Origin of the sequence: Alkalilimnicola ehrlichii (genome assembly GCF_003399765.1) — a bacterium.
Lineage (GTDB): Bacteria > Pseudomonadota > Gammaproteobacteria > Nitrococcales > AK92 > AK92.
In genome coordinates, this window is record NZ_NFZV01000002.1 from 116513 (window position 1) to 138708 (window position 22196).

20 protein-coding genes and 1 pseudogene are annotated in these 22196 nt (G+C 59.8%); 10 read left to right on the forward strand and 11 right to left on the reverse strand.

Going from position 1 to position 22196, the window contains the following annotated elements; genetic code table 11:
• The first annotated feature begins 31 nt into the window (after window positions 1-31).
• The 3 genes from CAI21_RS02925 to CAI21_RS02935 all read left to right on the forward strand — a co-directional run bounded on the left by CAI21_RS02925 (window position 32) and on the right by CAI21_RS02935 (window position 3961).
• Window positions 32-1387 (forward strand): cytochrome ubiquinol oxidase subunit I, encoded by a 1356-nt coding sequence (locus CAI21_RS02925; RefSeq protein ID WP_116300915.1) that lies wholly within the window; start codon window positions 32-34, stop codon window positions 1385-1387.
• Window positions 1388-1405: 18 nt separating this feature from the next.
• Window positions 1406-2416, forward strand: a complete 1011-nt coding sequence (locus tag CAI21_RS02930; protein ID WP_116300916.1) for a cytochrome d ubiquinol oxidase subunit II — start codon at window positions 1406-1408, stop codon at window positions 2414-2416.
• Between the two features lie 366 nt (window positions 2417-2782).
• Entirely contained in the window at window positions 2783-3961 is a 1179-nt protein-coding gene (locus CAI21_RS02935; protein ID WP_116300917.1) for an alginate export family protein, read from the forward strand.
• Window positions 3962-4104: 143 nt separating this feature from the next.
• Here CAI21_RS02935 and CAI21_RS02940 read toward each other — a convergent pair whose 3' ends face one another.
• The 4 genes and pseudogenes from CAI21_RS02940 to CAI21_RS02955 form a co-directional block, all read right to left on the reverse strand.
• On the reverse strand, window positions 4105-4806 hold the full coding sequence (locus tag CAI21_RS02940) for a GntR family transcriptional regulator (RefSeq protein WP_116300918.1): 702 nt from the start codon (window positions 4804-4806) through the stop codon (window positions 4105-4107).
• 118 nt (window positions 4807-4924) lie between these two features.
• Window positions 4925-8556: pseudogene (gene uca, locus CAI21_RS02945) on the reverse strand (urea carboxylase).
• 13 nt (window positions 8557-8569) lie between these two features.
• On the reverse strand, window positions 8570-10411 hold the full coding sequence (atzF, locus tag CAI21_RS02950) for an allophanate hydrolase (RefSeq protein WP_116300919.1): 1842 nt from the start codon (window positions 10409-10411) through the stop codon (window positions 8570-8572).
• Window positions 10412-10740: 329 nt separating this feature from the next.
• Window positions 10741-11349 carry a TetR/AcrR family transcriptional regulator gene (locus CAI21_RS02955; RefSeq protein WP_116300920.1) on the reverse strand — a complete coding sequence of 203 codons (609 nt, stop codon included), beginning with the start codon at window positions 11347-11349 and terminating at the stop codon, window positions 10741-10743.
• A gap of 100 nt (window positions 11350-11449) precedes the next feature.
• Here CAI21_RS02955 and CAI21_RS23605 point away from each other — a divergent pair, with 100 nt between their 5' ends.
• From CAI21_RS23605 to CAI21_RS02965, 3 genes are read left to right on the forward strand one after another with little or no spacing between them, the layout of a single operon-like run.
• On the forward strand, window positions 11450-11620 hold the full coding sequence (locus CAI21_RS23605) for an SDR family NAD(P)-dependent oxidoreductase (protein WP_220347736.1): 171 nt from the start codon (window positions 11450-11452) through the stop codon (window positions 11618-11620).
• Window positions 11621-11660: 40 nt separating this feature from the next.
• The gene (locus CAI21_RS02960; RefSeq protein ID WP_258867973.1) at window positions 11661-12191 is read left to right on the forward strand and encodes an SDR family oxidoreductase; all 531 of its coding nucleotides are present in this window, start codon (window positions 11661-11663) and stop codon (window positions 12189-12191) included.
• Window positions 12192-12201: 10 nt separating this feature from the next.
• The gene (locus CAI21_RS02965; RefSeq protein WP_116300921.1) at window positions 12202-13359 is read left to right on the forward strand and encodes an MFS transporter; all 1158 of its coding nucleotides are present in this window, start codon (window positions 12202-12204) and stop codon (window positions 13357-13359) included.
• Window positions 13360-13470: 111 nt separating this feature from the next.
• Here CAI21_RS02965 and CAI21_RS02970 read toward each other — a convergent pair whose 3' ends face one another.
• Both CAI21_RS02970 and CAI21_RS02975 read right to left on the reverse strand, forming a co-directional pair.
• The gene (locus CAI21_RS02970; protein WP_116300922.1) at window positions 13471-13797 is read right to left on the reverse strand and encodes a hypothetical protein; all 327 of its coding nucleotides are present in this window, start codon (window positions 13795-13797) and stop codon (window positions 13471-13473) included.
• A 182-nt stretch (window positions 13798-13979) separates the two neighbouring features.
• Window positions 13980-14408 carry a YybH family protein gene (locus CAI21_RS02975; protein WP_116300923.1) on the reverse strand — a complete coding sequence of 143 codons (429 nt, stop codon included), beginning with the start codon at window positions 14406-14408 and terminating at the stop codon, window positions 13980-13982.
• 465 nt (window positions 14409-14873) lie between these two features.
• On the opposite strand from CAI21_RS02975, the gene CAI21_RS02980 reads away from it, so the two are divergent.
• The gene (locus CAI21_RS02980) at window positions 14874-15344 is read left to right on the forward strand and encodes a GNAT family N-acetyltransferase (protein ID WP_116300924.1); all 471 of its coding nucleotides are present in this window, start codon (window positions 14874-14876) and stop codon (window positions 15342-15344) included.
• A 216-nt stretch (window positions 15345-15560) separates the two neighbouring features.
• On the opposite strand, the gene CAI21_RS02985 is transcribed toward CAI21_RS02980, so the two are convergent.
• The gene (locus tag CAI21_RS02985; RefSeq protein WP_116300925.1) at window positions 15561-17180 is read right to left on the reverse strand and encodes a methyl-accepting chemotaxis protein; all 1620 of its coding nucleotides are present in this window, start codon (window positions 17178-17180) and stop codon (window positions 15561-15563) included.
• Between the two features lie 399 nt (window positions 17181-17579).
• Here CAI21_RS02985 and CAI21_RS02990 point away from each other — a divergent pair, with 399 nt between their 5' ends.
• Window positions 17580-17984: a VOC family protein gene (locus CAI21_RS02990; protein WP_116300926.1), complete on the forward strand. Its 405-nt coding sequence runs from the start codon at window positions 17580-17582 to the stop codon at window positions 17982-17984.
• Here the strand turns inward: CAI21_RS02990 and CAI21_RS02995 are convergent.
• From CAI21_RS02995 to CAI21_RS03010, 4 genes are all read right to left on the reverse strand, one after another.
• The gene (locus CAI21_RS02995; protein WP_116300927.1) at window positions 17971-18693 is read right to left on the reverse strand and encodes an AraC family transcriptional regulator; all 723 of its coding nucleotides are present in this window, start codon (window positions 18691-18693) and stop codon (window positions 17971-17973) included. The genes CAI21_RS02990 and CAI21_RS02995 overlap by 14 nt on opposite strands.
• Before the next feature lie 39 nt (window positions 18694-18732).
• Window positions 18733-19365, reverse strand: coding sequence for an FMN-dependent NADH-azoreductase (locus CAI21_RS03000; RefSeq protein ID WP_116300928.1), 633 nt, complete (start codon window positions 19363-19365; stop codon window positions 18733-18735).
• Window positions 19366-19487: 122 nt separating this feature from the next.
• Window positions 19488-19874, reverse strand: a complete 387-nt coding sequence (locus CAI21_RS03005) for a winged helix-turn-helix transcriptional regulator (protein ID WP_116300929.1) — start codon at window positions 19872-19874, stop codon at window positions 19488-19490.
• An 87-nt stretch (window positions 19875-19961) separates the two neighbouring features.
• The gene (locus tag CAI21_RS03010; RefSeq protein WP_116300930.1) at window positions 19962-20450 is read right to left on the reverse strand and encodes a MarR family winged helix-turn-helix transcriptional regulator; all 489 of its coding nucleotides are present in this window, start codon (window positions 20448-20450) and stop codon (window positions 19962-19964) included.
• A 106-nt stretch (window positions 20451-20556) separates the two neighbouring features.
• Between CAI21_RS03010 and CAI21_RS03015 the strand changes: the two genes are divergently transcribed.
• Together CAI21_RS03015 and CAI21_RS03020 are read left to right on the forward strand one after the other, a co-directional pair.
• Window positions 20557-21465: a DMT family transporter gene (locus CAI21_RS03015; RefSeq protein ID WP_220347737.1), complete on the forward strand. Its 909-nt coding sequence runs from the start codon at window positions 20557-20559 to the stop codon at window positions 21463-21465.
• 42 nt (window positions 21466-21507) lie between these two features.
• The gene (locus CAI21_RS03020; protein ID WP_116300932.1) at window positions 21508-22146 is read left to right on the forward strand and encodes an NAD(P)-dependent oxidoreductase; all 639 of its coding nucleotides are present in this window, start codon (window positions 21508-21510) and stop codon (window positions 22144-22146) included.
• The last annotated feature ends 50 nt before the right edge of the window (window positions 22147-22196 follow it).

Here is a 22196-nt window from a genome sequence, read left to right on the forward strand (position 1 = left end):
CAATAGCCGATAGGATCTGCGAGGAGTCGATATGCTGGACGCCCTCTTGTTAGCGCGTATCCAATTCGCGGCTAACATCACTTTTCACATTCTGTTCCCCACCATCACCATCGCGCTGGCGTGGTTGCTGCTGTTTTTCAAGCTGCGCTTCAACGCCACCGGAGACGAGAAGTGGATGGAGAACTACCGCTTCTGGGTGAAAATTTTCGCGGTGAGCTTCGCGCTGGGCGTGGTCAGCGGAATCACCATGTCGTTCCAGTTCGGCACCAACTGGCCCGGCTTCATGGAAACCGTCGGCAACATTGCCGGCCCGCTACTGTCGTTCGAGATTCTCTCTGCCTTCTTCTTCGAAGCGACCTTCCTCGCCATTATGCTGTTCGGCTACGGCCGTGTTTCCAACCGCGTTCATACTGTCTCCACGCTGATTGTCGCCATCGGCACGACCTTATCGGCGTTCTGGATCATGGTGCTCAGCGCCTGGATGCACGTGCCGGTCGGCTTCGAGATGATCGACGGCCAAGCCCACCCCACCAGCTGGCTGGAAATCGTCTTCAACCCTTCGCTGGGTTATCGTCTCACGCACATGCTAATTGCCTCCGGACTCACCGCCGCTTTCCTCATCGCCGGCATATCGGCCTATCGTTGGCTGCGCGGCGATCGCACTCAGGGCGTTAACGCCGGCCTTAAGACCGGCGTTTTCCTCGCCGCCGCACTGATCCCCGTGCAGATCTTCGTCGGCGACCTGCACGGCTTACACACCATGGAACATCAACCGGCCAAAGTCGCCGCCATCGAGGGCGTCTGGGAAACCCAGCGCGGCGCCCCCTTGCTACTGTTCGCACTGCCTGACGAAGAAGCGCGCGAAAACCGCTTCCCCATCGGCATACCCTACGGGGCAAGCCTCATCCTCAAGCACGACCCGCACGGCGAGATCCTCGGTCTCAACGAGTTCGAAGGCGAACACCCGCCGGTCGCGCCCGTGTTCTGGAGCTTCCGCATCATGGTCGGGGTCGGCCTGCTCATGCTCATCGTCGCCTGGACGGCGGCCTGGCAGCTCTGGCGCCGCGGCGACGTTAGCCGCCGTATGGCACAAGTACTGCTCGGCATGACCTTCTCCGGCTGGGTTGCCACCGTCGCCGGTTGGTACGTCACCGAAATCGGCCGCCAGCCGTGGCTAGTACAAGGCGTGCTCACCACGGCCGACGCCGCCGGCCCCGTACCCGCGGGAATGATCGGCACCACACTTGCCATGTACCTCACGCTGTACGCGGTACTGCTAACCGTCTACATCGGCGTCATCTTCCACCTCGCCCGCAAAGGCGCTCCGGCCGCCACAACGCGCGACACCGACGCCGCCGACGGCAATGCCGTCCCCTCGCAGGCCTAAGACGTAAGGAGTTAACCCATGGATTTTCCAGCCACCAGTGAATGGCTACCGGTCGCCTTCCTCCTACTGCTTGGCGTCTCGGTCTTGATATACGTGATCTTGGACGGTTTCGACCTCGGCGTCGGCATGCTGCTCGGGCAAACGCCCGACGACCACGAGAAGGACCTGATGGTCGCATCGATCGGCCCGTTCTGGGACGCTAACGAAACCTGGCTGGTGCTTGCCGTCGGCATTGTGCTGGTCGCCTTTCCCATGGCCCAAGGCGAGATCCTCACCGCGCTCTACCTGCCCGTCGCAATCATGCTCGGCGGGTTGATCTTGCGCGGAGTCGCCTTCGACTTCCGGGTTAAAGTACCGGCTGAGCGTAAATGGCGCTGGAACCTCGCCTTCACCGTCGGCTCCTGGATCGCCGCCCTGGCGCAAGGCTACATGCTCGGCCGTTACGTCATGGGATTGGAGTCCTCGCTACGGGCGGAGCTGTTCGCTGCCGGCACCGCAGTCTGCGTGGCCGCTGCCTACCGCTTTATCGGCGCCGCCTGGTTAATCTATAAAACCCACGGGGGCTTACAACAAAAGTCCCTCACCTGGGCGCGCCAGAGCCTGTTACTCACCGGCATCGGCCTGATTGCCGTGTCGGTGGGTACGCCGCTGTTCAGCCAGCACGTCTTCGATGTCTGGTTCAGCCTGCCGAACCTATTCTTGCTCGCTCCGATTCCGATCATGACCTTCACCCTGGTCGGCGTGCTGCTGGTACTGTTACGGAAAATGCCGTTCCGCCGCGACGCCTATGCCTGGCTGCCCTTCGCCGGCGCGGTAGCGATCTTCGTGCTCGCCTTCCACGGTTTAGCGTTCAGCTTCTACCCCTACATCGTGCTGGACCAAATGACCATCTGGGAGGCCGCCGCCGCACCCGGCTCGCTGATGCTGATCTTCATCGGCGCCATGATCCAATTGCCGATTCTCGCGGCCTGCACCCTTTTCGTGCATCGCGTGTTTGGAGGCAAGGCAACCAAGCTGGAATATTACTAAGCTTAGCGGGGGTGGGGTTGTAGGCGGCGACAGGGCTTGGGGGGCATGGGTTACCGTGTGACAGGGGCGCCGCCTAGGGGAATGTTGGGTCGCCAGACCCAACACCACCCGAGCACAGTCTCCCAGGCTTGTTTGGCGCCAGCGTGATACGCCGACCTTTTCTACCAGCTATACCCCTTGCGGCCAGTTTTCACCTGTCCGCCCTTCTCTCGCTTAAACCCGTATAGCGCTTTCGGTTCGGTAGGATAAACGCAAAGAGCTTGATGATGATCAAGGCAGGCAGGAAGACCTAGGCGCGACTATTGTTCACTGATTTCAGAAACCTCTGAAATTACATTCCGGGCCAATGACACGGTGGAGACTGTAATGAAAGCAATAAAATGCTGCACAGTGAGCGTTTGCGCGCTGGCCTTGAGCGCGGGAGTCGCCCACGCGCAGGATAGCTTAACGGCGGCTATAACGGGCGGCGATGCAACCCTAGACCTACGCTACCGCTTCGAGTTCGTCGATCAGGATGGCCGCGATAACAATGCCGAGGCCTCGACCATCCGCACCCGGTTAGGCTATCGCACCGGCGCCTACCGCGGCGCGACCGGGCTGATCGAGTTCAGCGATACCCGAACACTGCTGGTCGACAATTATGGCTCCGCCGACCGGCCGCCGATTGCCGACCCGGAACTGACGGTGCTCAACCGTGCCTACTTAGAGTACGCCGACCTGCCCGAGAGCACCGCACGCCTAGGCCGACAGCGCATCGCCCTGGACAACATGCGCTGGATCGGCAACGTCGGCTGGCGCCAGCAGGAGCAGACCTTCGATGCCGTCTCCCTGACGACTCGGGCACTCGCCGACACCACCGTCACCTACGCCTACCTATGGCAGCGCAATACGATCACCGGCGCGCGCCAGGATCAGGACAGCCACTTATTGAATGTCAGCTACGGCGGACTGCCCGGCGTCGACCTTACCGGCTACGGCTATTGGCTGGATTTCTCGGACGACGCGCCGGGGCTCTCGACGCAGACGATCGGTATCCGCCTCACCGGCAGCCACGCCCTGGGGAACGGCCTCGCTCTGGGCTATGCGCTGGAGTACGCGAACCAGCAGGATGCCTTCGACAACCCCAACGATATCGACTTCAATTATCTCCTCGCCGAACTCGGCGTGACGGCTACCGGCATCACACTGAAAGGCAGCTATGAGGTGCTGGAGGGGGATGGCACTAACGCATTGCAAACCCCGCTGGCGACCCTGCACGCTCACAACGGCTGGGCCGACCTTTTCCTGACAACGCCCGCTACCGGGTTGGTGGATCGGAGCTTGAGCATCTCGGGAAGTCCGTTGCCGGGGGTGACGCTAGTCGCGGCATACCATGACTATGTTGCCGACGAAGGCAGTGCCTCCTACGGCAACGAGATTAACCTGATGGCTAACTGGCAGCTGCGGCCAGACCTGCTGGTGGGCGCCAAATACGCCAACTACAGCGCCGATGAGTTTGGCGTCGATACGACCAAGGCTTGGGCGTACGCCAACTACTCGTTCTGAACTTACCGATGGCAGGCCTCCGCCCCGGTCTACGCTTGGCCAGGGCGGGGGCATCTACTCGCTACGGATTCATCCTCGCGACCGAAACAACCGGCGCATTGCGTGCGGGGATTGGTGGCAACGCTGTTTGTTAAGGGCGCCGATCAACCGCTACGGCGCTCCCGCTGGGCCGCAGCGGCCTCGCGGATTTTCTCCAGCGTGATTTCCCTAACCGCCTTTTGGCTGGCTCGAATATGCCGAGTCAATTTATCCGCAGCGTCGCGAGCCAACCCCTGCCGTAGCGCGTCGAGTATCTCCGCGTGTTCTGCGTAAGTGGCATCTATTCGATCGCGCCGGGTGAAATCGAGCCTTCGTACGATTCGCAAGCGGTCGGTCACTTCCCGATGTATACGGGTCATCTCGCGGTTGCCGGCGGCGGCTACGAGATCGCAGTGAAAACTCTCGTCCAGCGCACGAACGGTGCTTCCTACGGCCCGCTCGGTGGGATGATCGGGGTTCCAGATGGCTATTAAGGTGCGAACGATAGGCGGCTCCTCGGCCAGGGCGCAGATTTTGTGCATAGCGGCCCGCTCCAGGGTGATCCGTAGGTCGTAGAGTTCTTCCACTTGTTGGAAATCGAACGGCTTGACCTGCCAACCGCTGCGGAAAAGCACGTCTACGTAACCTTCCCGCCGTAATCGGTGTAACGCTTCCCGCACGGGGGTCCGGCTGGCATCCAGGCGCGTACCGACATCGCTTTCGCTGAACTTGTCGCCGGGGATCAGGCGGAACTCGAAAATATCGTCTTTCAGGGCCTCGTAGACCCTGTCGGCTATAGACTCCTTTCTCTTCGTGTTGGTCGCCATCGTCTTCGTTGGCCTTTTTCGTTACGGGTAGCATCTTCCAAACGTTCGGCTGCGGGGCGAGAGAACGCACCAAGCCTCCATCCCTGGAGGCTTGGCGACCGTGCTCTTGCTGGGCCGCCTAGACCTCAATACTCAGCAAAGGCTCTCCCGGCGTTACGGATTTACCCGGCTCCACGTGCAAGGCGCTGACTTTGCCGGCCAGGGTGGCGCTGACCTCAAACTCCATTTTCATCGCCTCGATAATCAGCAACGGATCGCCCTCCGCCACCGTATCCCCCGGCTTCACCAAACATTTCCAGATACTGCCGGCAATCTCCGCGCTTAGCAGCTCCCCGAAACGCTCCAGATCCGAGACATCCGGCTTCGGCGGCTCTTTAGCCAGGCGATCAAGCTCCTCCGCTTCGCTTTCCTTCCACAAGGCCACTTCTTTGGCGTAAGCCGCTTGCTGTATTTCGCGAAACTCGGCGATGGACTCGGCATTGGCATCGAGAAAAGCCTGGTGCGATTTCAGATCGAAGGTTTCTTCCTCGATCTTGATAGCGAGTTTGCCGGCTCGGAACTGGTCGCGCAGCTCCGTCAGCTCAGCCTCGGTGACCGGGTAATAACACACTTGGTCGAAGAACCGCAGCAACCACGGCGCGCCCTCGGCAAACTGCGGATTCTTCAGGTACTTATTCCAGATCGGCAGGGTGCGACCCACCAGTTGGTAGCCGCCCGGAGAATCCATGCCATAGATGCACATGTAAATGCCACCGATGCCCACGGTGCCCTCGGCAGTGTAGGTGCGTGCCGGGTTATATTTGGACGTGAGTAGCCGGTGCCTCGGATCTAGCGGTACTGCGCAGGGGGCACCGAGGTAGACATCGCCCAGACCGAGGACCAGATAACGGGCCGAGAACAGCACCTCCCGCACGTCTTCGCGGCTGGGCAGGCCGTTGATCCGTTGCATGAAATCCACATTGTTAGGTAGCCACGGGGCCCTATCCCGCACCGACTGGCGGTACTTCTCCACAGCATCCAGGGTGGCGCTATCTTCAAACGCCATGGGCAAATGGATTACGCGGCTGCGCACCTTCAACTCCTCGGTGGGCGGCAACCTGGCCTCCAAGTCCAGCAGGTATGTCATTAACGCTTCTTGCGTCAGGATGCGGGGGTCGTAGCGCAGTTGCAGCGAACGCACCCCAGGCGAGAGTTCCTGCAGGCCGTTGGGTTGCACATCGGCAATGGCTTCCATCAGGGCATGGATGCGCATCCGTACGCCCAGGTCCAACACATTGGGGCCGTATTCCAACAGGATGTATTGATCGCCCGCCTGGCGGTAGGTAACTTCCGGCCGGCCGTCGGTTTCCTCAAGGTGGGCAAGAATCGTTGCGGACAAACCGTTGAGCGGCGCAAGATCGGGCGCCACGAGTTCCACTGGGGGCGTCGCCGTCAAGCGCTCGACGGCCAGCTCCTGCCGCTCGGACAGCTTCACCGCAGTGGCGTAGTCGATCGGCACGAAGCGGATGGTATCGCCGGGTTTCACTTGCCCAACTTTCCACAGTTCCGCCTTAGCGATGGTCACCGGACACACAAAGCCGCCGAGGCTAGGGCCGTCCTTGGTGAGGATCACCGGCATGTCCCCGGTGAAGTTGACGGAGCCGATGGCGTATTCGCAGTCGTGGATGTTGGAAGGATGGAGACCGGCCTCGCCACCGTCCTCCCGGGTGAATTCCGGTTTCGGACCGTTCAGGCGAATACCCAAGCGGTTGGAGTTGTAATGCACCTCCCAGTCTTGTTGAAAGAACTTCTCGATGGAGGTTTCGGTGAAGAAGTCCGGCGCACCGTGGGGCCCATAGAGCACACCGATTTCCCAATGTTCCGGGTAGGTTGGAATCAGGCTCGGGTCCGCCGGGGCGGGAGCGTGGGTTGGCGCCGGTGTGGTACAAGCCGGTAGTCCGGTTTGGCTGATGCCCAGCATATCGCCGGGCCGCAGCGGCCGCCCGCCGTGACCGCCGAACTGCCCCAAAGCAAAGGTGGAACGACTGCCGAGGTAAACCGGCACATCGAAACCGCCCCGCACCGCTAGATAGGTGCGACAACCCGCGACGGCCTTGCCCACCGCCAGGGTCTGGCCGGCCTTTACTGTAACGGGTTGCCAGAATTCCACGCGTTCGCCGTCCAGGGCGGCGTCGGTGGGCGCGCCGGTAAGCGCCACGACCGCGTCCGTATGAAACTTTAGGGTCGGGCCGATCAGGGTAATTTCCAGGCCGGCCGCGTCGTTGTGGTTGCCGACGATGCGGTTTGCAATACGAAAGGCGTAATCGTCCATCGGCCCGCTCGGAGGCACCCCGATGTTCCAGTAGCCCACACGCCCCGGGTAATCCTGCACAGTGGTATAGGTGCCGGGTTTGACCACTTCCGCCACCGAGGGCTTAAACTCGAAGGACTCCAGGGCACGAGTGGAGACGATACCCTCCTCGAAGCTCTTTTGCGCCACCACCTGACGCAGGTAATCCAGATTGGTAGCGATGCCCATCAAGCGGGTTTCCGAAAGCGCCTTGCGTAGCTTGGCCAGGGCATCGACACGGTCGGCGCCGTGAACAATCAGCTTGGCGATCATAGGATCGTAATGGCTGGAAACGTCGCTACCGCTTTCTACCCACGTATCGATGCGAACACCGTCTGCCGGCCAATACACATCGGTCAACTCGCCGGGGGAAGGCTGAAAGTCCTTAAGCGGATCTTCGGCGTAGATACGCACCTCTATGGAAGCGCCGTTCAGCTCAGGCTGGAAACCGGCAAGGTCCGGGCTTTCCCCGGCGGCAATTTGCAGCATCCATTCGATCAGGTCGAGGCCGGTGACACACTCCGTCACCGGGTGCTCCACCTGCAAGCGGGTATTCACTTCCAGAAAATAGAATTCGTCCCGGTCGGCGTCGTAGATATACTCCACCGTGCCGGCGGAGCGGTATTGCACCGACTCGCCGAGAGCGACGGCGGCAGCCAACATCCTCTGCCGGGTGGCGACCGGCAGATTAGGGGCCGGCGTCTCCTCCACGACTTTCTGGTTTCGGCGCTGTAGGGAGCAATCCCGCTCGCCCAGGGCCACCACATTGCCCGCGCCATCGCCAAAAATCTGTACTTCGACATGCCGGGCACGGGGGATAAATCGCTCCAGAAATACCCCACTGTCGTTAAAGAAACTCTGGCCTTGCCGGCGCACGGTTTCGAAGGCTTCGCGGAGTTCTTGCTCGCTGTTACAGCGGGTCAGGCCGATGCCGCCACCGCCGGCGGTGCTTTTCAGCATCACGGGGTAGCCAAGGCGCTCGGCGGTTTGTAAGGCGTCGTCCAGGCTATCCAGCAGGCCGCTACCGGGAGCCAGGGGCACGCCGGCGGCTTCTGCCAACTCCCGGGCCCGGTGCTTCAGCCCGAACTCGCGCATCTGCGTAGGGGTCGGGCCGATAAAGGCGATGCCTTGCGCCTCGCAGGTTTCCGCGAAATCGGCGTTTTCCGAGAGAAAGCCATAACCGGGGATAATGGCCTGGGCGCCGTCTGCTTGGCTGCCGCCAAAATCTGGCTCTTGTCCAAATAGGTTTCGCTGGCGCCATTGCCTGTCAGGGCTACGGCTTCGTCCGCGCGGGTAACGTGCAGGCTGTGGCGGTCTTCGAAAGAGTACACAGCCACACTGGCCACCCCCATCGCTTTTAGGGTGCGGATGGTACGAACGGCGATCTCGCCGCGGTTGGCAATAAGTACTTTGCTAAACATGATCGGGCTGTCCTTATGCTTTGGCGGATTGCAGATCGGCGATATAGGCACGCCAGCCGCCGAACTCGGTTACATCGTCGGCGCCGTTAAAGCCGTAGTCTTCGCAGACAAAACCGTTGACCCAGCGGCCGTCGACCAACTCCACGTTGCCGATGCCAAGCGGAGCGGGAATCAAATCCACAAAAGAACCGAATTCCGAGGCCGCCATCTCCCACACCTCCAGAACGATTTCCCGGCCGCCCTCCTTTACCCGCTTTAGGCCGGGTTTCGGCGGCGTGGTGTTGGGCAAGGCATAGAGTCGGTAGCGAGGCGAGGTAGTGGTCTGCTCTAGCAACCGGGCGCGGCGCTCGGTGAGCTGGATATTCAAAGGCATGCCACTTAAATGCGCACCGACAACCGCCACTTGCACCGTAGGAACCGCTTGCCGATAGGCAATCGCTTCCGCAGGGCGCGGTTTATCCGTTGCACCAAGCGTCGTGGGGTAAGCGTTCAACCATTGTCCGGCCACGGCTTGCAACTCGCGGTCTTTCCAAGCGCCGCCGATCAGCGTCACCCCAAAGGGCAAGCCGTCGTCGCGGAATCCGGCCGGTATGGCCAAAGCGCAAAAATCCGCCAGGTTCACGAAGTTGGTGTAGGTGCCCAGCCGACTGTTCAGGGTTACCGGATCTGCCTTCACGGCCGCAATGGTAGGCGCGATAGGAGCGGTGGGTACCAGCAGCGCATCCACATCGGTGAGCAATTCGTCGATCTGACGCAGCAATGCCTCTTTGCGGTACTGTGCTTTAAAGGTCGCTGTGGCGGTAAATTTGTCAGCATTGCCGATAATGCCCCGCACCACCGCATTCATTTCGTCGCCGTGGGCGGCCATGAAGTGTTCAACCGCGGCGTGGCGCTCGGCTACCCACGGACCTTCGTACAACAAAGCCGCCAATTCCAGCAGCGGCCCAAAATCAAGCGCTACCAGCTCAATACCCGCACCATTTAGCTGACGCCACTGACCGATGACGGTATTCCAGGCAGCCTCTGCCTGCCGATCGTCAAAGAAAAGGGGGGCCTCGGGAATGGCGATACGTTGCACGGGGCCGGCTCTGCGAATGGCCGGCGCATCCAGCGGCAGCGAGGCAGGAGGCTTGCGGGAGAAGGCATCGCTCGGCTCAAAACCGGCCATAATCTCCGTCGCTCGGGCTGCGTCGTTGACGGTTAGGGCGAAGACCGAGACGCAGTCTAGGGAACGGCAGGCGGGAACCACGCCATCGATGCTGAGCAAGCCTTTGGTGGGCTTGAGCCCCACCACATTATTCAGCCCCGCCGGCACCCGACCGGAGCCTGCCGTGTCGGTACCCAGCGAAAACGGCACAAGGCCGCGCGCCACCACCGACGCAGAGCCGGAACTGGAGCCGCCGCTAATCACTTCCGGTTTAAAGGTGTTGGGGACAGCACCATACGGGGACCGGGTACCTACCAAGCCGGTAGCAAACTGGTCCAGGTTGGTTTTGCCGATCGGAATGGCGCCGGCCGCCTTGAGCTTGCGGACAACCGCGGCGTCTTTATCGGGCCGATAACCGAAGGCCGGGCAAGCGGCAGTGGTGTCAAAGCCCACGACATCGATGTTGTCCTTCACCGCGAAAGGGATGCCGTACAAAGGCAGCTGCTCGACATCGCCACCCACGGCTGCCAAACGTTTAGCCAGCTCCGCCGTAGCTTTGTTCAGCATTTGCTTGTCTAGGCGGGAGATCCAGGCGCTGTCGGCATCGTCCAGGCAATCCAGCAGTTCGCCGACCAGCTCCTCGGGCTTAGCGCCGTCTCGATATGCTTGCTGCCAGTCCTTTATGGTCCAGCCGAGAGTCGTTGGCATGGGTTTTCCTCATGTGCCGCCAAACATGTATACATGCTCTTCGGCAACATCCATGCCAGACACTGGAGAAGACCACTTAACTCAATTAATACAAAATCTTACAACAAACCCGAAACACCTCCACCGGAGGAGAGAACGCACCAACACGGGGCACAACTCCCTAAATACGCACCAAAATCAGGCTAAACTCGCCATAAAAGCCGCTAACAGAATCAGACTCAAACTCTTGTATACTAGATAAGCGTTTGTTTTATTTTATTTTTGTGTAGAACGCACAGCAGAAGCCCCGGCAAATCTACCGACACAGCGAAAAACGATCGGCCACTAGGCTAACCCCGCTCGGTTAACTTATCCCAGGCGGCCATGGCGCAATCCGCCACCGCGAGTAATACCTCGCGCGTTGCGCCGTCGCGGGCTTGGATGGACATGCCGTGCTGGACGGTAACCATATAGGTCGCCACGGCGGCGCAGTCGAAGCCCTGCGGCAGTTCGCCCTCCGCGACCGCCTGCTCGAACCGCACCTTCAACGCATCGATGTTGGCCTGCCGGCGCCGTTTGAGTTCCTCGTCTATGGCCGGCGCCGCGCCGTGCGCCTGCGGCGCAGCTAAAACGACCAGACAACCGCGGGCGTCCTCCCCGCGCGTGAAGGCAATGGCCGAGCTCCGCAACACCTCCTCTACCGCCTGCCGTGCAGTGGGCGCAGCGTTAACATTGTCCCAAATCCCGCTCCCTTCGGTGGCGACGTAGAGTTCAACCGCCTCTTTAAACAGCGCCTCCTTACTGCCGAAGGCCGCGTAAAGGCTGGGAGAATTGATTCCCATGGCGGCGGTAAGGTCGGCCATTGACGCTCGTTCGTACCCCTTATCCCAAAACACCTCCATCGCCCGGCGTAAAGCCGTGAGCCGATCGAAACTACGCGGTCGTCCTCTAGAAGCCATAAGTAACCTTTATATGTTGAGCGTTACAAAAATATCTTGACTTAGCTCGCGACTGCAAGCAGTCTATTTTGTGTCGATCATTACATAATTGGAGTATCCCATGACTCAGTTGCGCAATAAGGTGGCCTTGGTCACAGGCGGTAGCCGCGGCATCGGAGCCGCCATTGCGAGGCGGCTCGCCGCCGACGGGGCGAAGGTCGCTATCACCTACGCGCAGGCGGAAGCGCAGGCAGCCGCGGTTGTAACCGCCCATCGCCGCCGCCGGCGGTGATGGCATAACGCTGAAAGCCGACAACCGCGACCTGCCAAGCATCGAAGCTGCGGTTGCCGCGGTTGTTAAAGCTTACGGCGGCATCGACATTCTGGTGAACAATGCAGGGATCATCGAGTTCGGCCAGGTTACGGAGATCACCCCTGAGGCGTTCGAGCGAACGGTAGAGGTCAACGTGCGCGGGCCGGTGCTAACCACGATGGCCGCTATCCCGCACATGCCCGACGGCGGGCGCATCGTCACCATCGGCAGCAATCTCGCGAAACGGGTTCCGTGGCCGGGGATGAGTCTCTATTCGCTGAGCAAAGCGGCTTTAATCGGCTTCACAAAGGGGGTTGCCCGAGACCTCGGGCCGCGGCAAATCAACGTCAACATCGTGCATCCGGGATCAACGGATACCGATATGAATCCCGCCGATGGAGAACTATCCGACGCCCAGCGTTCGCTCATGGCCATCCCTCGGTACAATTCGGCGGAGGATGTGGCCGGCTTGGTGGCCTGGCTTGCCGGCCCGGAGGGGCGCTCGGTAACAGGCGCCGAGTTTACCATCGACGGCGGCACGAACACTTAGCGGGTCGGCCATGCACGCCCTTGCCCACTCGCCGAGACTGGCGACCGCCGTACTCGCGGTCGCCACCGGCATTATTGTCACCATCGAGTTTATCGTTATCGGGTTAATGCCGGTACTAGCTGGCGAGCTGGGCGTTTCGTTAAGCAAAGCCGGGGGGCTTGTTTCCGCCTTCGCACTTTCCGCTGCCATAGCAGGCCCCGTCGCGACTTTGCTATTAGCCCGGTTAGAGCCTCGGCTCACGCTCGGGCTGATGCTGCTGATCATCGGTGTCGGCAACCTCGCGGCGGCGCTGTCGCCAAGCTTTCAGGCCATGATCGCCATTCGGCTCATTCAGGGGGCACTGCTAACGCCGTTCATTGCCATTGCCAGTCATACCGTCGCCACCCTGGCCGGCGCGGGCAACGTGGGGCGTACCATCGGGTGGCTCAACACCGGAACCGTCATCGGGACGGTTGTAGCCGTCCCGGTCGGCATGATTCTCGCCGAACGGATAGGCTGGATGTTGGTTTCCTCAGGGCTCGGCGTTTTAGCACTCGTGTGCGCTAGCCTTATTTTCGTGCATGTCCCCCCGCTCTTAGCGGCGAGCGCGGTATCGCTTAGGGCGCAGATGCGCCTCCTCGCCTGCCGTCGGTTTATCGCTCACTTGTGGCTCTCGACCGCATTGTTCACGGCAATGTTTGCCGGCTATAGCTATATCGTACCCCTGCTTCAGAGCGTCCTTGGACTCTCGCCCAACGATGCCGCCGTGGCGCTATTCTGTTTCGGCGTGGCCGGGCTGGCGGGCAACTGGCTCGCCTCGCGCCACGTCGAGCGCACCCCCCTTGGCACAACGGTATTGATTGCGCTCTTATTGGTCATCGTAACCACCGCCATTTCGCTAACCATCGGCTTTTTGGAGGTTTCCCTTCTTCTCTTCCTTGCCTGGGGAGCCACCCACAGTGCCGCTTTCATCGCCTGCCAGGTACGGACAATGCTCGCCGCGCCACAGGCAGCGGCGTTTGCGGCTTCTCTCAACATCTCGGTGTGCAACATCGGTATCGCTACCGGTGCCGCGATAGGAGGATGGGTGATCGCCCTATGGGACTTAGCGCTTGTCGGCTTCGCTGCCGCATTGGTCGCAACGGCAGCTTTCCTAAGCGGCCTCCTCCTGATGCACGCGAAGGCGTAGCGGGCATCCCTAACCGGCTGACAGCCGTAGAGGACCCCTTGACCAGAGCTGCAATAAACACCGCCAGAGACCGAGAGCGACACTCTCTCCCGGCGCCGAGGCAACCTGTAACTATAAAAACATCAATTTCGATGCCGTATCGCCGCCAACCAGCTCGTCGCCTACGAAAATATGACACCCCACGGCAAAGCCTGGGCATTTACTGCCAAGCTTGATTTTTATTCGATAGTCTTTTTCCTTATGACGGACTACCGCGGTATGCGTATAGGCCGTCGTTGTTTTAAACGAGTCGTGCGGCCCGGTTTCGCGGGTCGAAACGGCCTGGCCGTTAACAAGCAGCGCCTCTCTGGACCTAAGCTTCGGAAATAGCTTCCAGGCGTTAATCACTTCTATTCTTAGCCCTTCTTCATTTTGGTATAACCACCTTTTCGTTAGCATTGGAGCCCCTCCCTGCTTATCGATCCCTCTCCGCCAAGCCGCTCTGCTCAACGCTGCGGTAGAAAGTCGACTAGATTCGTATTGTTGCCGGGTGTTTGTTGCATCACCTCTTTTCAATATAGCTCGCTGCTCTTCCTACACAAGCAGACGAAGCGAACGGGACGGGGGCACCAACGTTACGGCTACGCGCTTGGCGCGCCGATCAGCGTATTCTGCGCGGTAGCAATCCGCCAATCGCCGTCATTCACCAGAACGTAAACGGCGATACTGGCAGGCTCCCCCGCCAGCACCTCACCGGTTGCCGATGTCGGCTCCTGCCGAATGTGCGCGATGGCGACTTGCGGCATTGGAAAAGCCAACGCACAGAGGTGGTAACGCGCGAACCGCTCTCTTAACGGGCCGGCTAGCAGAGTAGCCTGTACGGCACGGATCTCCTCACGGCCCACTAACAAGCGGCCATAGGGGTTTACCCAGCGTGCGTCCTCGGCCATCCACCGCACCAAGCCGTCGGCGTCGTGGCGGTTAAAGGCCGCCTCCATCTCCTGAACGACCCGACGGATCTCCGCTTCCTTCTCGCCGGGCTGCCCGGTGTCATTAGCCTCATCGTGCATAACGCCTCCTGATCGGTTGTAACGTTCTCCGCAACCAGTAGGATAGAAACTAAAGCGAAGTTGAGGTCAAGCACGACCTGCTGAGCAAACCAGCCGCCGAGAGTTTCGTTCTCTGTTGGCCGAATCAACGCTAACCAGAAAACGCTCATCCCGCCGTGGCCAAAATATTCAAGATGACCAAGTTCACCCCCTAGGCTTCCAGGCCCCGTTAATCCGCCAAGGGGAGGTGTAACGTCGCGCGTTCAAGCTTCGATTGCGGCTGGTATATTGTTCTCAGACTCGGGCGGCGGGAGCCGGCGCCAGAACTATGCCTAATGGAGCCGCAAGACGTAAGCTTACCTGCATGACGGCCCGAGTCGGCCTCGGCGTAACAGGGGGTAGGTTTGCCTATAGAATTGCGCCTAAAATCTTCTTCGCCACCCGCGATCGGCAGCCTCTTCATTATCCAAAGAGTGAGACGACAACATGGAAATCCGCAAAGCAGACACATCGGATATTGAAAGCATCGCCAGCATTTACCAAGCATGCTTTCCGAACGAGTCGAACCATAAACTATGGGTTGAGTCGTCCTTCAACTCATACCCGAGAGGCGTTTACTATGTCATCTCACTCGAAGGGCAAATTTGCGGATACATACTATGGTCGGTAAAGAATGGATTTAGAGAAAATACGATCATTGAATTAGAGCAAATAGGCATCCATCCGAATGTCGCAGGCAAGGGATTAGGTCGAAAGCTAATTGAGAAGACGTTGGATAAATTCAAAGAGCATTTAAACAACCTAGGCCATAATATCGGTGCAATTGTGGTAACCACTTCCGAAGGGAATTTTGCCGAGCGCCTCTATCAATCCACGTTGGGGGTGACTCGCGCGGCTGTCATAGCGGGTTATGGCTCTGGTAACGAAATTATATTGTATAACAATCGTATCGATTAAGATTGCTCGCGCAAGGCTGGAACGCGCGGCTGTAGGCGCCCGATCAACTGCCTACAGCGAACGGCTAAGCAGCGCTATCGGTTTCCCGCATACCGCAGCTCAACCATACCGCTCCCCATCTGGCGGGCTGCTGGCAGTGGATAGCTCACCTAAAAAAGTGGCCGCCGCGCGGGAGCGGTCGGCAGCGACCACTGCCTTGGCAGGCGAGTCTTTGATTTACGCCCTAAGCTTGTAGCGCGAGAGTTGATCGACCACCGACTGAGCCAGCTGGTTCAGTGTCTCGCTCTCCGCCACTGCCGAGTCGGCCTCACGCAACGTTTCGCCCGATGCGTCATGAATGTGGACAATATTGCCGTCCATCTCTTCGGCAACGGCGGATTGCTCCTCCGCCGAGGCGGCGATGGCGGCATTCTTATCCGAAATGCGCGAGACAGCCTCGACAATCTCACCTAGCGCGCTCGCGGTTTCGTCCGAACGTCGAACGCCTTCATCCGCCTCGTCCGCCGTCGCGGCGGCCACTTTCACCGCAGCTTCCGCCTTCGACTGTAGGCTCTCGATCACATCGACAATTTCCTGAGCTGACGTCTGGGTGCGGCTCGCCAGTGTCCGCACCTCATCCGCCACCACGGCAAAGCCGCGCCCCTGATCGCCGGCACGCGCCGCCTCGATGGCGGCATTAAGCGCCAAGAGGTTAGTTTGCTCGGCAATACCTCGGATGACTTGCAGCACGGTGCCGATCTCATCGCTGCTCTTACGCACATCGTCGATGTTTGCGCTAACTTCGAGTACACGCCGATTCAACTCGCGAATAGCGGTACTGGTAGCCTCGACGATACGGCGCCCGCGCACGGCGTGTTCGTCGGCATCCCGCGCGCTGGCGGCAGCGTCTTCGGCGCTGCGAGCGACTTCTTTGATCGTCACCGCCATTTCGTTCATCGCAGTGGCAACGGCATCCATTTCGGCCTGCTGGCTCCGCGCGCGACCCGCCGTGCCTTTGAAACTGACCTGCAGCTTGTCCGCCACACCATGCAAACGCTCCATCGAGCTACGGATATCGTTGAAGGCCTTATTCAGCCCGTCGCTAAAACCGTTGAAGTCGGACGCGAGCTCGGCGATCTCGTCCTTACCCTGGACGGACATACGCACGGTTAAGTCGCCGGTGCCGAGGCGAGAAAATGCCGCGCGCAACCCGCTAAGCCGCAAAGTGACGGACCGGTACACCAGCCAGCAGACAAAACCTGCGATGATCAGCCCAAGCACCAGCAAACCGACCGCGATCGCAATGCTACGCTTCTGACTCGCGGCCACAGTCTTCACACCCACAGCGACGGCGTTGGCGACAAAGCGGTCCGTCTCTGCAACGCTCTCGTTGGCCATATCCAGGAAGGGCAGCCCCTCTTTGCGCAACAGTTCGGCGGCGGCCTGTTGTTGACCATCGTTTACCAGGCGCTCAATCTGACGAGCGACCCCTTTGAACTCCTCCCATTTACCTTGGAAGGTTCTAGTACTCTCAACCCGCTCAGCCCTTTCCCTCGACAGCTCTATCAGCACCACAAGCCCCTCATCGAATTCCTTTCGCTGCCTCGCGGTAAGCGCCTCCAGCGCCCTTTGTTCGGAAGCGTTGGTTGTCTCCAGCATCCGATCAAGAGCTAGATGATGCTGGTACAAAAGCCGATGAAGGTCTTTGGTATAGCTGATACCCGGAATAATCCTGTCCGCGAAGTAATCGGTCTGCATCCGCATCACTTGCATAAAAAACAAGGACGAACCTGCAATCACTAGGAGCAAAATCACAAGGACAGAGAAAGAAGCCAGCAACTTGGCGCGGAGAGTCATAGTAGCCTCGCAGTACAATCGCGCTGGTATCCGAGCGTGCTGCGCCCGAACAGTCCAGCGCAAAACTCCCAAGCCGTCGTTGGTTACGATGCGCTGCCTGGGAAATACGCACCGCTTCCCCCGCTTGGCCGATTCGACCAAGCGGCCTCTGATAAGCCTTCCTAGCTGGGGGGAAGAGAGCAGCCGCGGGTACGGCAAGAAACTCGTATAGGACCTTCCTACACTTTGTTAGCGGCTGAACGGGGAAAAACTAAACTCTTGTATAAGAACCGATTAAAGCAATCGCTCCATACGGCGGCGGACAGCCCCGCCCCCACGCCGCCGTGGCCAAAATATTCAAGATAACCAAGCCCACATCTCCTAGGCTCCCAGGCACCGTTAATCCGCCAAGGAGGTGTTATGTCTATTCAAAGCAGCAGCATGACCATCGTAACGTCGCGCGTTCAGGAGGTAAGAAGATTCTATGAAGATCATCTGGATGCACTGACAAGCTTCGATTGCGGCTGGTACATCGTTCTCAGACTTGGCCGGCAAAAGCCGGCGCCAGAACTCTGTCTAATGGAGCCACAAGATGGGATGCCGGAGTTCTCCGGCGGTATTACGCTTAACCTTCAGGTTGAGGATGTCGACAAGATGCATCAACGGGCAGTAACGGAGGGACTGATTCCGACCGTACCGCTTGAGGACCATCCATGGGGCGATAGAGGCTTTGGGATTCAAGATCCTGCTGGCATTACCATCTATTGTTACCAGCCGATCGTGCCCTCCGAAACGTTCAGGCAGTATTTCCTCACGCCGGCTTGAGCGGCGAGAAGGTATCGGGCGCAGTGAGCAAGCTTCTCGCCAAGCCAGGGTTTCGGCGCAACGCACTAGGCGTTACGCCGAACCATGTTCGCATATCGCGCGTAAGGTGAGACTGATCCGAATACCCGAACCTAGCTGCTATATCCACCAAGGGCGTACTGCCGACGGCAACCTCCAACCCCGCACACCTGGCGCGTCGCAGTCGGCGCCAGAAGATTGGAGGCGCTCCCGTGGCGTTTCGTACGTGTCGGCGTAGCGTTCGGCAGCTTGTCAGAGGCTGCGCCCACTCCTCTTCAGCGCCTATCTCTAAACTCTCGAAAAACTCCCGCACGCCGGCTGGCTGAGGCGTCACCCAACGCGCCACGGCTTCGAGCAACAGACATTCCGCGCGTTCGGGATAACGGTACAAGCGTCGATACCATTCGCCGTACGGCCCGCTTAACGCCGCAAGCTCAAGGTCAACGGCGGGCATGCGCGGAGAGGTGGCATCCCAGGAGAAGCCAACGCCGGCGGCAAACCGGATTCCGAAATACTGCGTTCCCGGCGTAGCAGCAACCGTTCTGGCTGACGCTTCCAAGCCCGTGCTAAACGCTTGCGGAGGTTTGCCGGGCTCCAACCGCACCACCAGATCCCGGCAGCCGTCCGGCCACACAGGCATCGCCGGCAAGCCACTGCGCGCCCTCCAACACGTTACTAGCCCACGCTTCATAAGCTTAACTACTCCGACCTCCGGCTCCTCAACGCGCCGCTACAACGCAACGACCCGGCGAGCCACTGCCTGCTCGGCGGATTCGAGGGCGCGTTTTAATCGTCCGTCCTGAAACTCTTCATAGCCTACCCGCACGAATTCCAGACTGCGCAGCCCGATAAACCCCAGCATGGTCGTCAGGTGCGGCTCCAGAAAATTCAGCTCGGCCATAGGGCCGCCGGGCAGAAGATCGCCATCGCCCACGGAAACGATCACGGTGGTAGGCTTATCGGCCAATAGGGGTTGATAGGGTTCCGCCGCCTCGGGGTCGAAGGTAAAAGAGCGGTTCACCCGGATAATCTGATCGAAATACGCCTTCAACTGGGCCGGCAGCCCGAAGTTATACATAGGCACGCCAAACACCAGCGCATCCGCCGCTTCGATCTCCGCCAACAATGCCTCGCTTTCCGACAACGCCGCCTGCATCGCCTGCGAGCGCGCCTCCGGAGGCGCAAAGGCACTGGCAATCCAGGCCTCGTCGACCGGAGTAGGCCGCTGCAACGTCACATCCCGTTCGATCAACTCGCCCTTAGGATGCGCCGCCAACCAATGCTCGGCAAACTGCCCGGTCAAGCGACGGGTGATTGAGCGCGTGTTGCGCCCGCTGGAATTAATAACCAATAACCGCGGCATGGAATGAACCTCCGTCACGTGAACAAGGTAGAAAGAACCACTGCATTGTTCACCGCCCCAGAGTTTGCATCCACGACCAAAGTAGTGAGCTACTCACTAATCCGTGAGTAGGGAAAACACGACTATCGCAGGTGACTTTTTCGGTGCGCGAGGTAGGCTGTGCCCCAACTCTCCAGGCTATCCATCACAGCGGACAGCGTAGCGCCAAACTCCGACAGCCGATACTCCACCCGGACCGGCACTTCCGCGTACACATCGCGCTCCACCAGCCCATCGGCCTCCAGCTGTTTAAGCTGGGTGGTCAGCGCCTGGGGAGAAATTCGCGGCAGAGCACGCTGCAATTCGGAGTACCGCAGGGGGCCCTCCTTCAATTCATACAGAATGGACGGCTTCCAGCGCCCCCGCACAATATCCAGCGCCGCCCGCACCGGGCAGTCCTCATGCAAGGTACCGAATTTCTGCTGATAATCGGACAATTCGTCACGATCGCGCGATACCGGTTGGTTCATGGTAGGCCTCTTGTCGCTGCGCCAAGTTGCAGGTCAGTCTTACACTCACCCCGCGCTGGCGCAATTCCCACTCGCCTGGAGGTAACGTCAGCCCTCTTCGAATTCGCGTAAAAGCTGGCTTAAAAGCGCATCCAATTGACTGCGTTGCTCATCGTTCAGCGCTGCAACCAGTTGCGCCTGCGTCTCCACATGATCCGTAACCGCCTTGTCGATGAGGGCATGCCCTTGCGGAGAAAGAGAAATCAGAAAACTGCGCCCATCGTCGGGATTCTTGACCCGCTCGATCAGCCCCGCCTTCTCCAACTGGTCGATGCGGTGAGTCATCGTCCCCGACGTCACCATGGTTGATTCCATCAGCGCTCCCGGCGACAGCGCGTACGGAGGGCCTGCTCGCCTAAGGGTGGCCAGAACGTCGAAGCTCGCGCCATTCAGGCCGTGTGCCGCCCATGTCTTTTCCATGCCACGCACAAGGTACTGATTCAGACGCTTGATCCGGCCGATGGTACCCATCGGGGCAACGTCAAGGTCCGGGCGTTGTTGCCGCCACTGGCTCAGAATTCGGTCAACTTTATCCATTCGTCGAGTATCGCGCCCACTTATCTTGACGTCAAGATTTTAGGCGCTTATCTTGATATCAAGACAACTCACGCAGGCTAGCCTCATGAAAGCACCGAGCACAGACATGCGCCTCCGCAAAAACACCTGGTTAGTCCCACTACTGTGTCTTCTAGCCGGCGGCACGCTGCTAGGCCTGTCCACCAACCTTGCCAAATTCGCCGGCGAGGTGCAGTTGCCGGCGGCGGCGCTCCTGTTCTGGTCGATTACCGGGGCGGCGCTTGTGCTGTTGGTCGCCTCGGTATGGCGCGGGAACACACCGCCTATCAACGCCCGCACCCTTGAATACTATTCGGTATCCGCGTTCGCCGGCGTGGCGGGCGCCAACCTGATCTTCTTCTCGGCAACCCCGCATGTCGGTGCCGGCTTCGTCGCCTTAATCATCACGCTGCCACCGCTACTGACCTACGTCGGTGCGCTGGCATTCCGGGTGGAGCGGTTTCAGATCGTTCGCGCGGTGGGCGTAGCGTCGGCGCTCGCTGGAGCGGTCGTCTTGGCGGCACGCAAACTCTCCGCCCCCGATGTCGAATTATTCTGGCTACTTCTTACGCTGATCGGCCCGGTTCTTCTCGCTATCGGCAACCTGTACCGAACGATGCGCTGGCCCGAGGGCGTATCCGCCGACGCGCTGGCGCCGGGGATGCTGATGGCCGCCGCCGCCATGCTACTGGCGGTGGGATTTCTGCCCGGTTTTTCGCTCGCTGTGCCAATGGACCGCAGCCTGCCGCTCATCCTAATTGCCGTACAAACCTTCCTCTTCGCCGGGCAATTCTTGCTGCTTTTTCTACTACAGAAGACAGGGGGGCCGGTTCTGCTGAGCCTGCTGGGCTCGGTCGGCGCCCTTGTCGGGGTCCCGGTCGCGATATTCCTGCAAGGGGAAGCACCGCCCGAGAGCCTGTTGCTCGGTGCCGTATTGATCGGCGCCGGGATTGCCTTGCTTAGCTTGGGCAAAACCAGGGGCAAACAGCGCCCCTAATTCATCAACCTAAGATTTATCAACCTAGAGAGCAGGTATCGGATGAATATCGTTATATATGGAGCCGTCGGAGATGTCGGAAAGCGCCTTGTCAGCGAAGCGCTGGCACGCGGACATAATGTTACCGGCGTGGTCAGGGCGGAAGCGCAGCTTGATAAATTGCCCGCCAAAGTACGCGGCGTTGTTGCGGATGTATCCGACCCGCAGCAGGTCGCCCGCACCGCCAAAGAGCAACATGTGCTTATCAGCGCCATCCGCCCGCCGGAAGGCCAAGAAGAGCATCTGGTCGCGCTGACCCGCGCCATCCTGGACGGCGCCGAGGCGGGGCAGCGAGTTCTATTCGTCGGCGGCGCTGCCCGATTGCTGATACCGGCCCGTAGCGGCGAAACGGTGCTCACCGCGCCGGACTTCCTCCCCGCCTCCGCAGTCGCCATCGCCCACGCCTGTCAGGCGCAGTATGAACTATGTCGTACCGAATCCCGCGTTGCATGGACCTACCTTTCCCCACCGGCAATGCTGACACCGGGGCAACGCACGGGAGGCTATCGCCTCGGTACCGACACCCTGCTCGTCGACGAGAACGGCATGTCTCGCATTTCAATGGAGGATTATGCGGTAGCGATGCTGGACGAAGCGGAAAACGCAAAGCATGAGCGCCGTGCTTTCACGGTAGGATACTAAAGCGACAACAAGCCATTAGCGTATCCCGACCGGCGCTATCGAGCCAATCG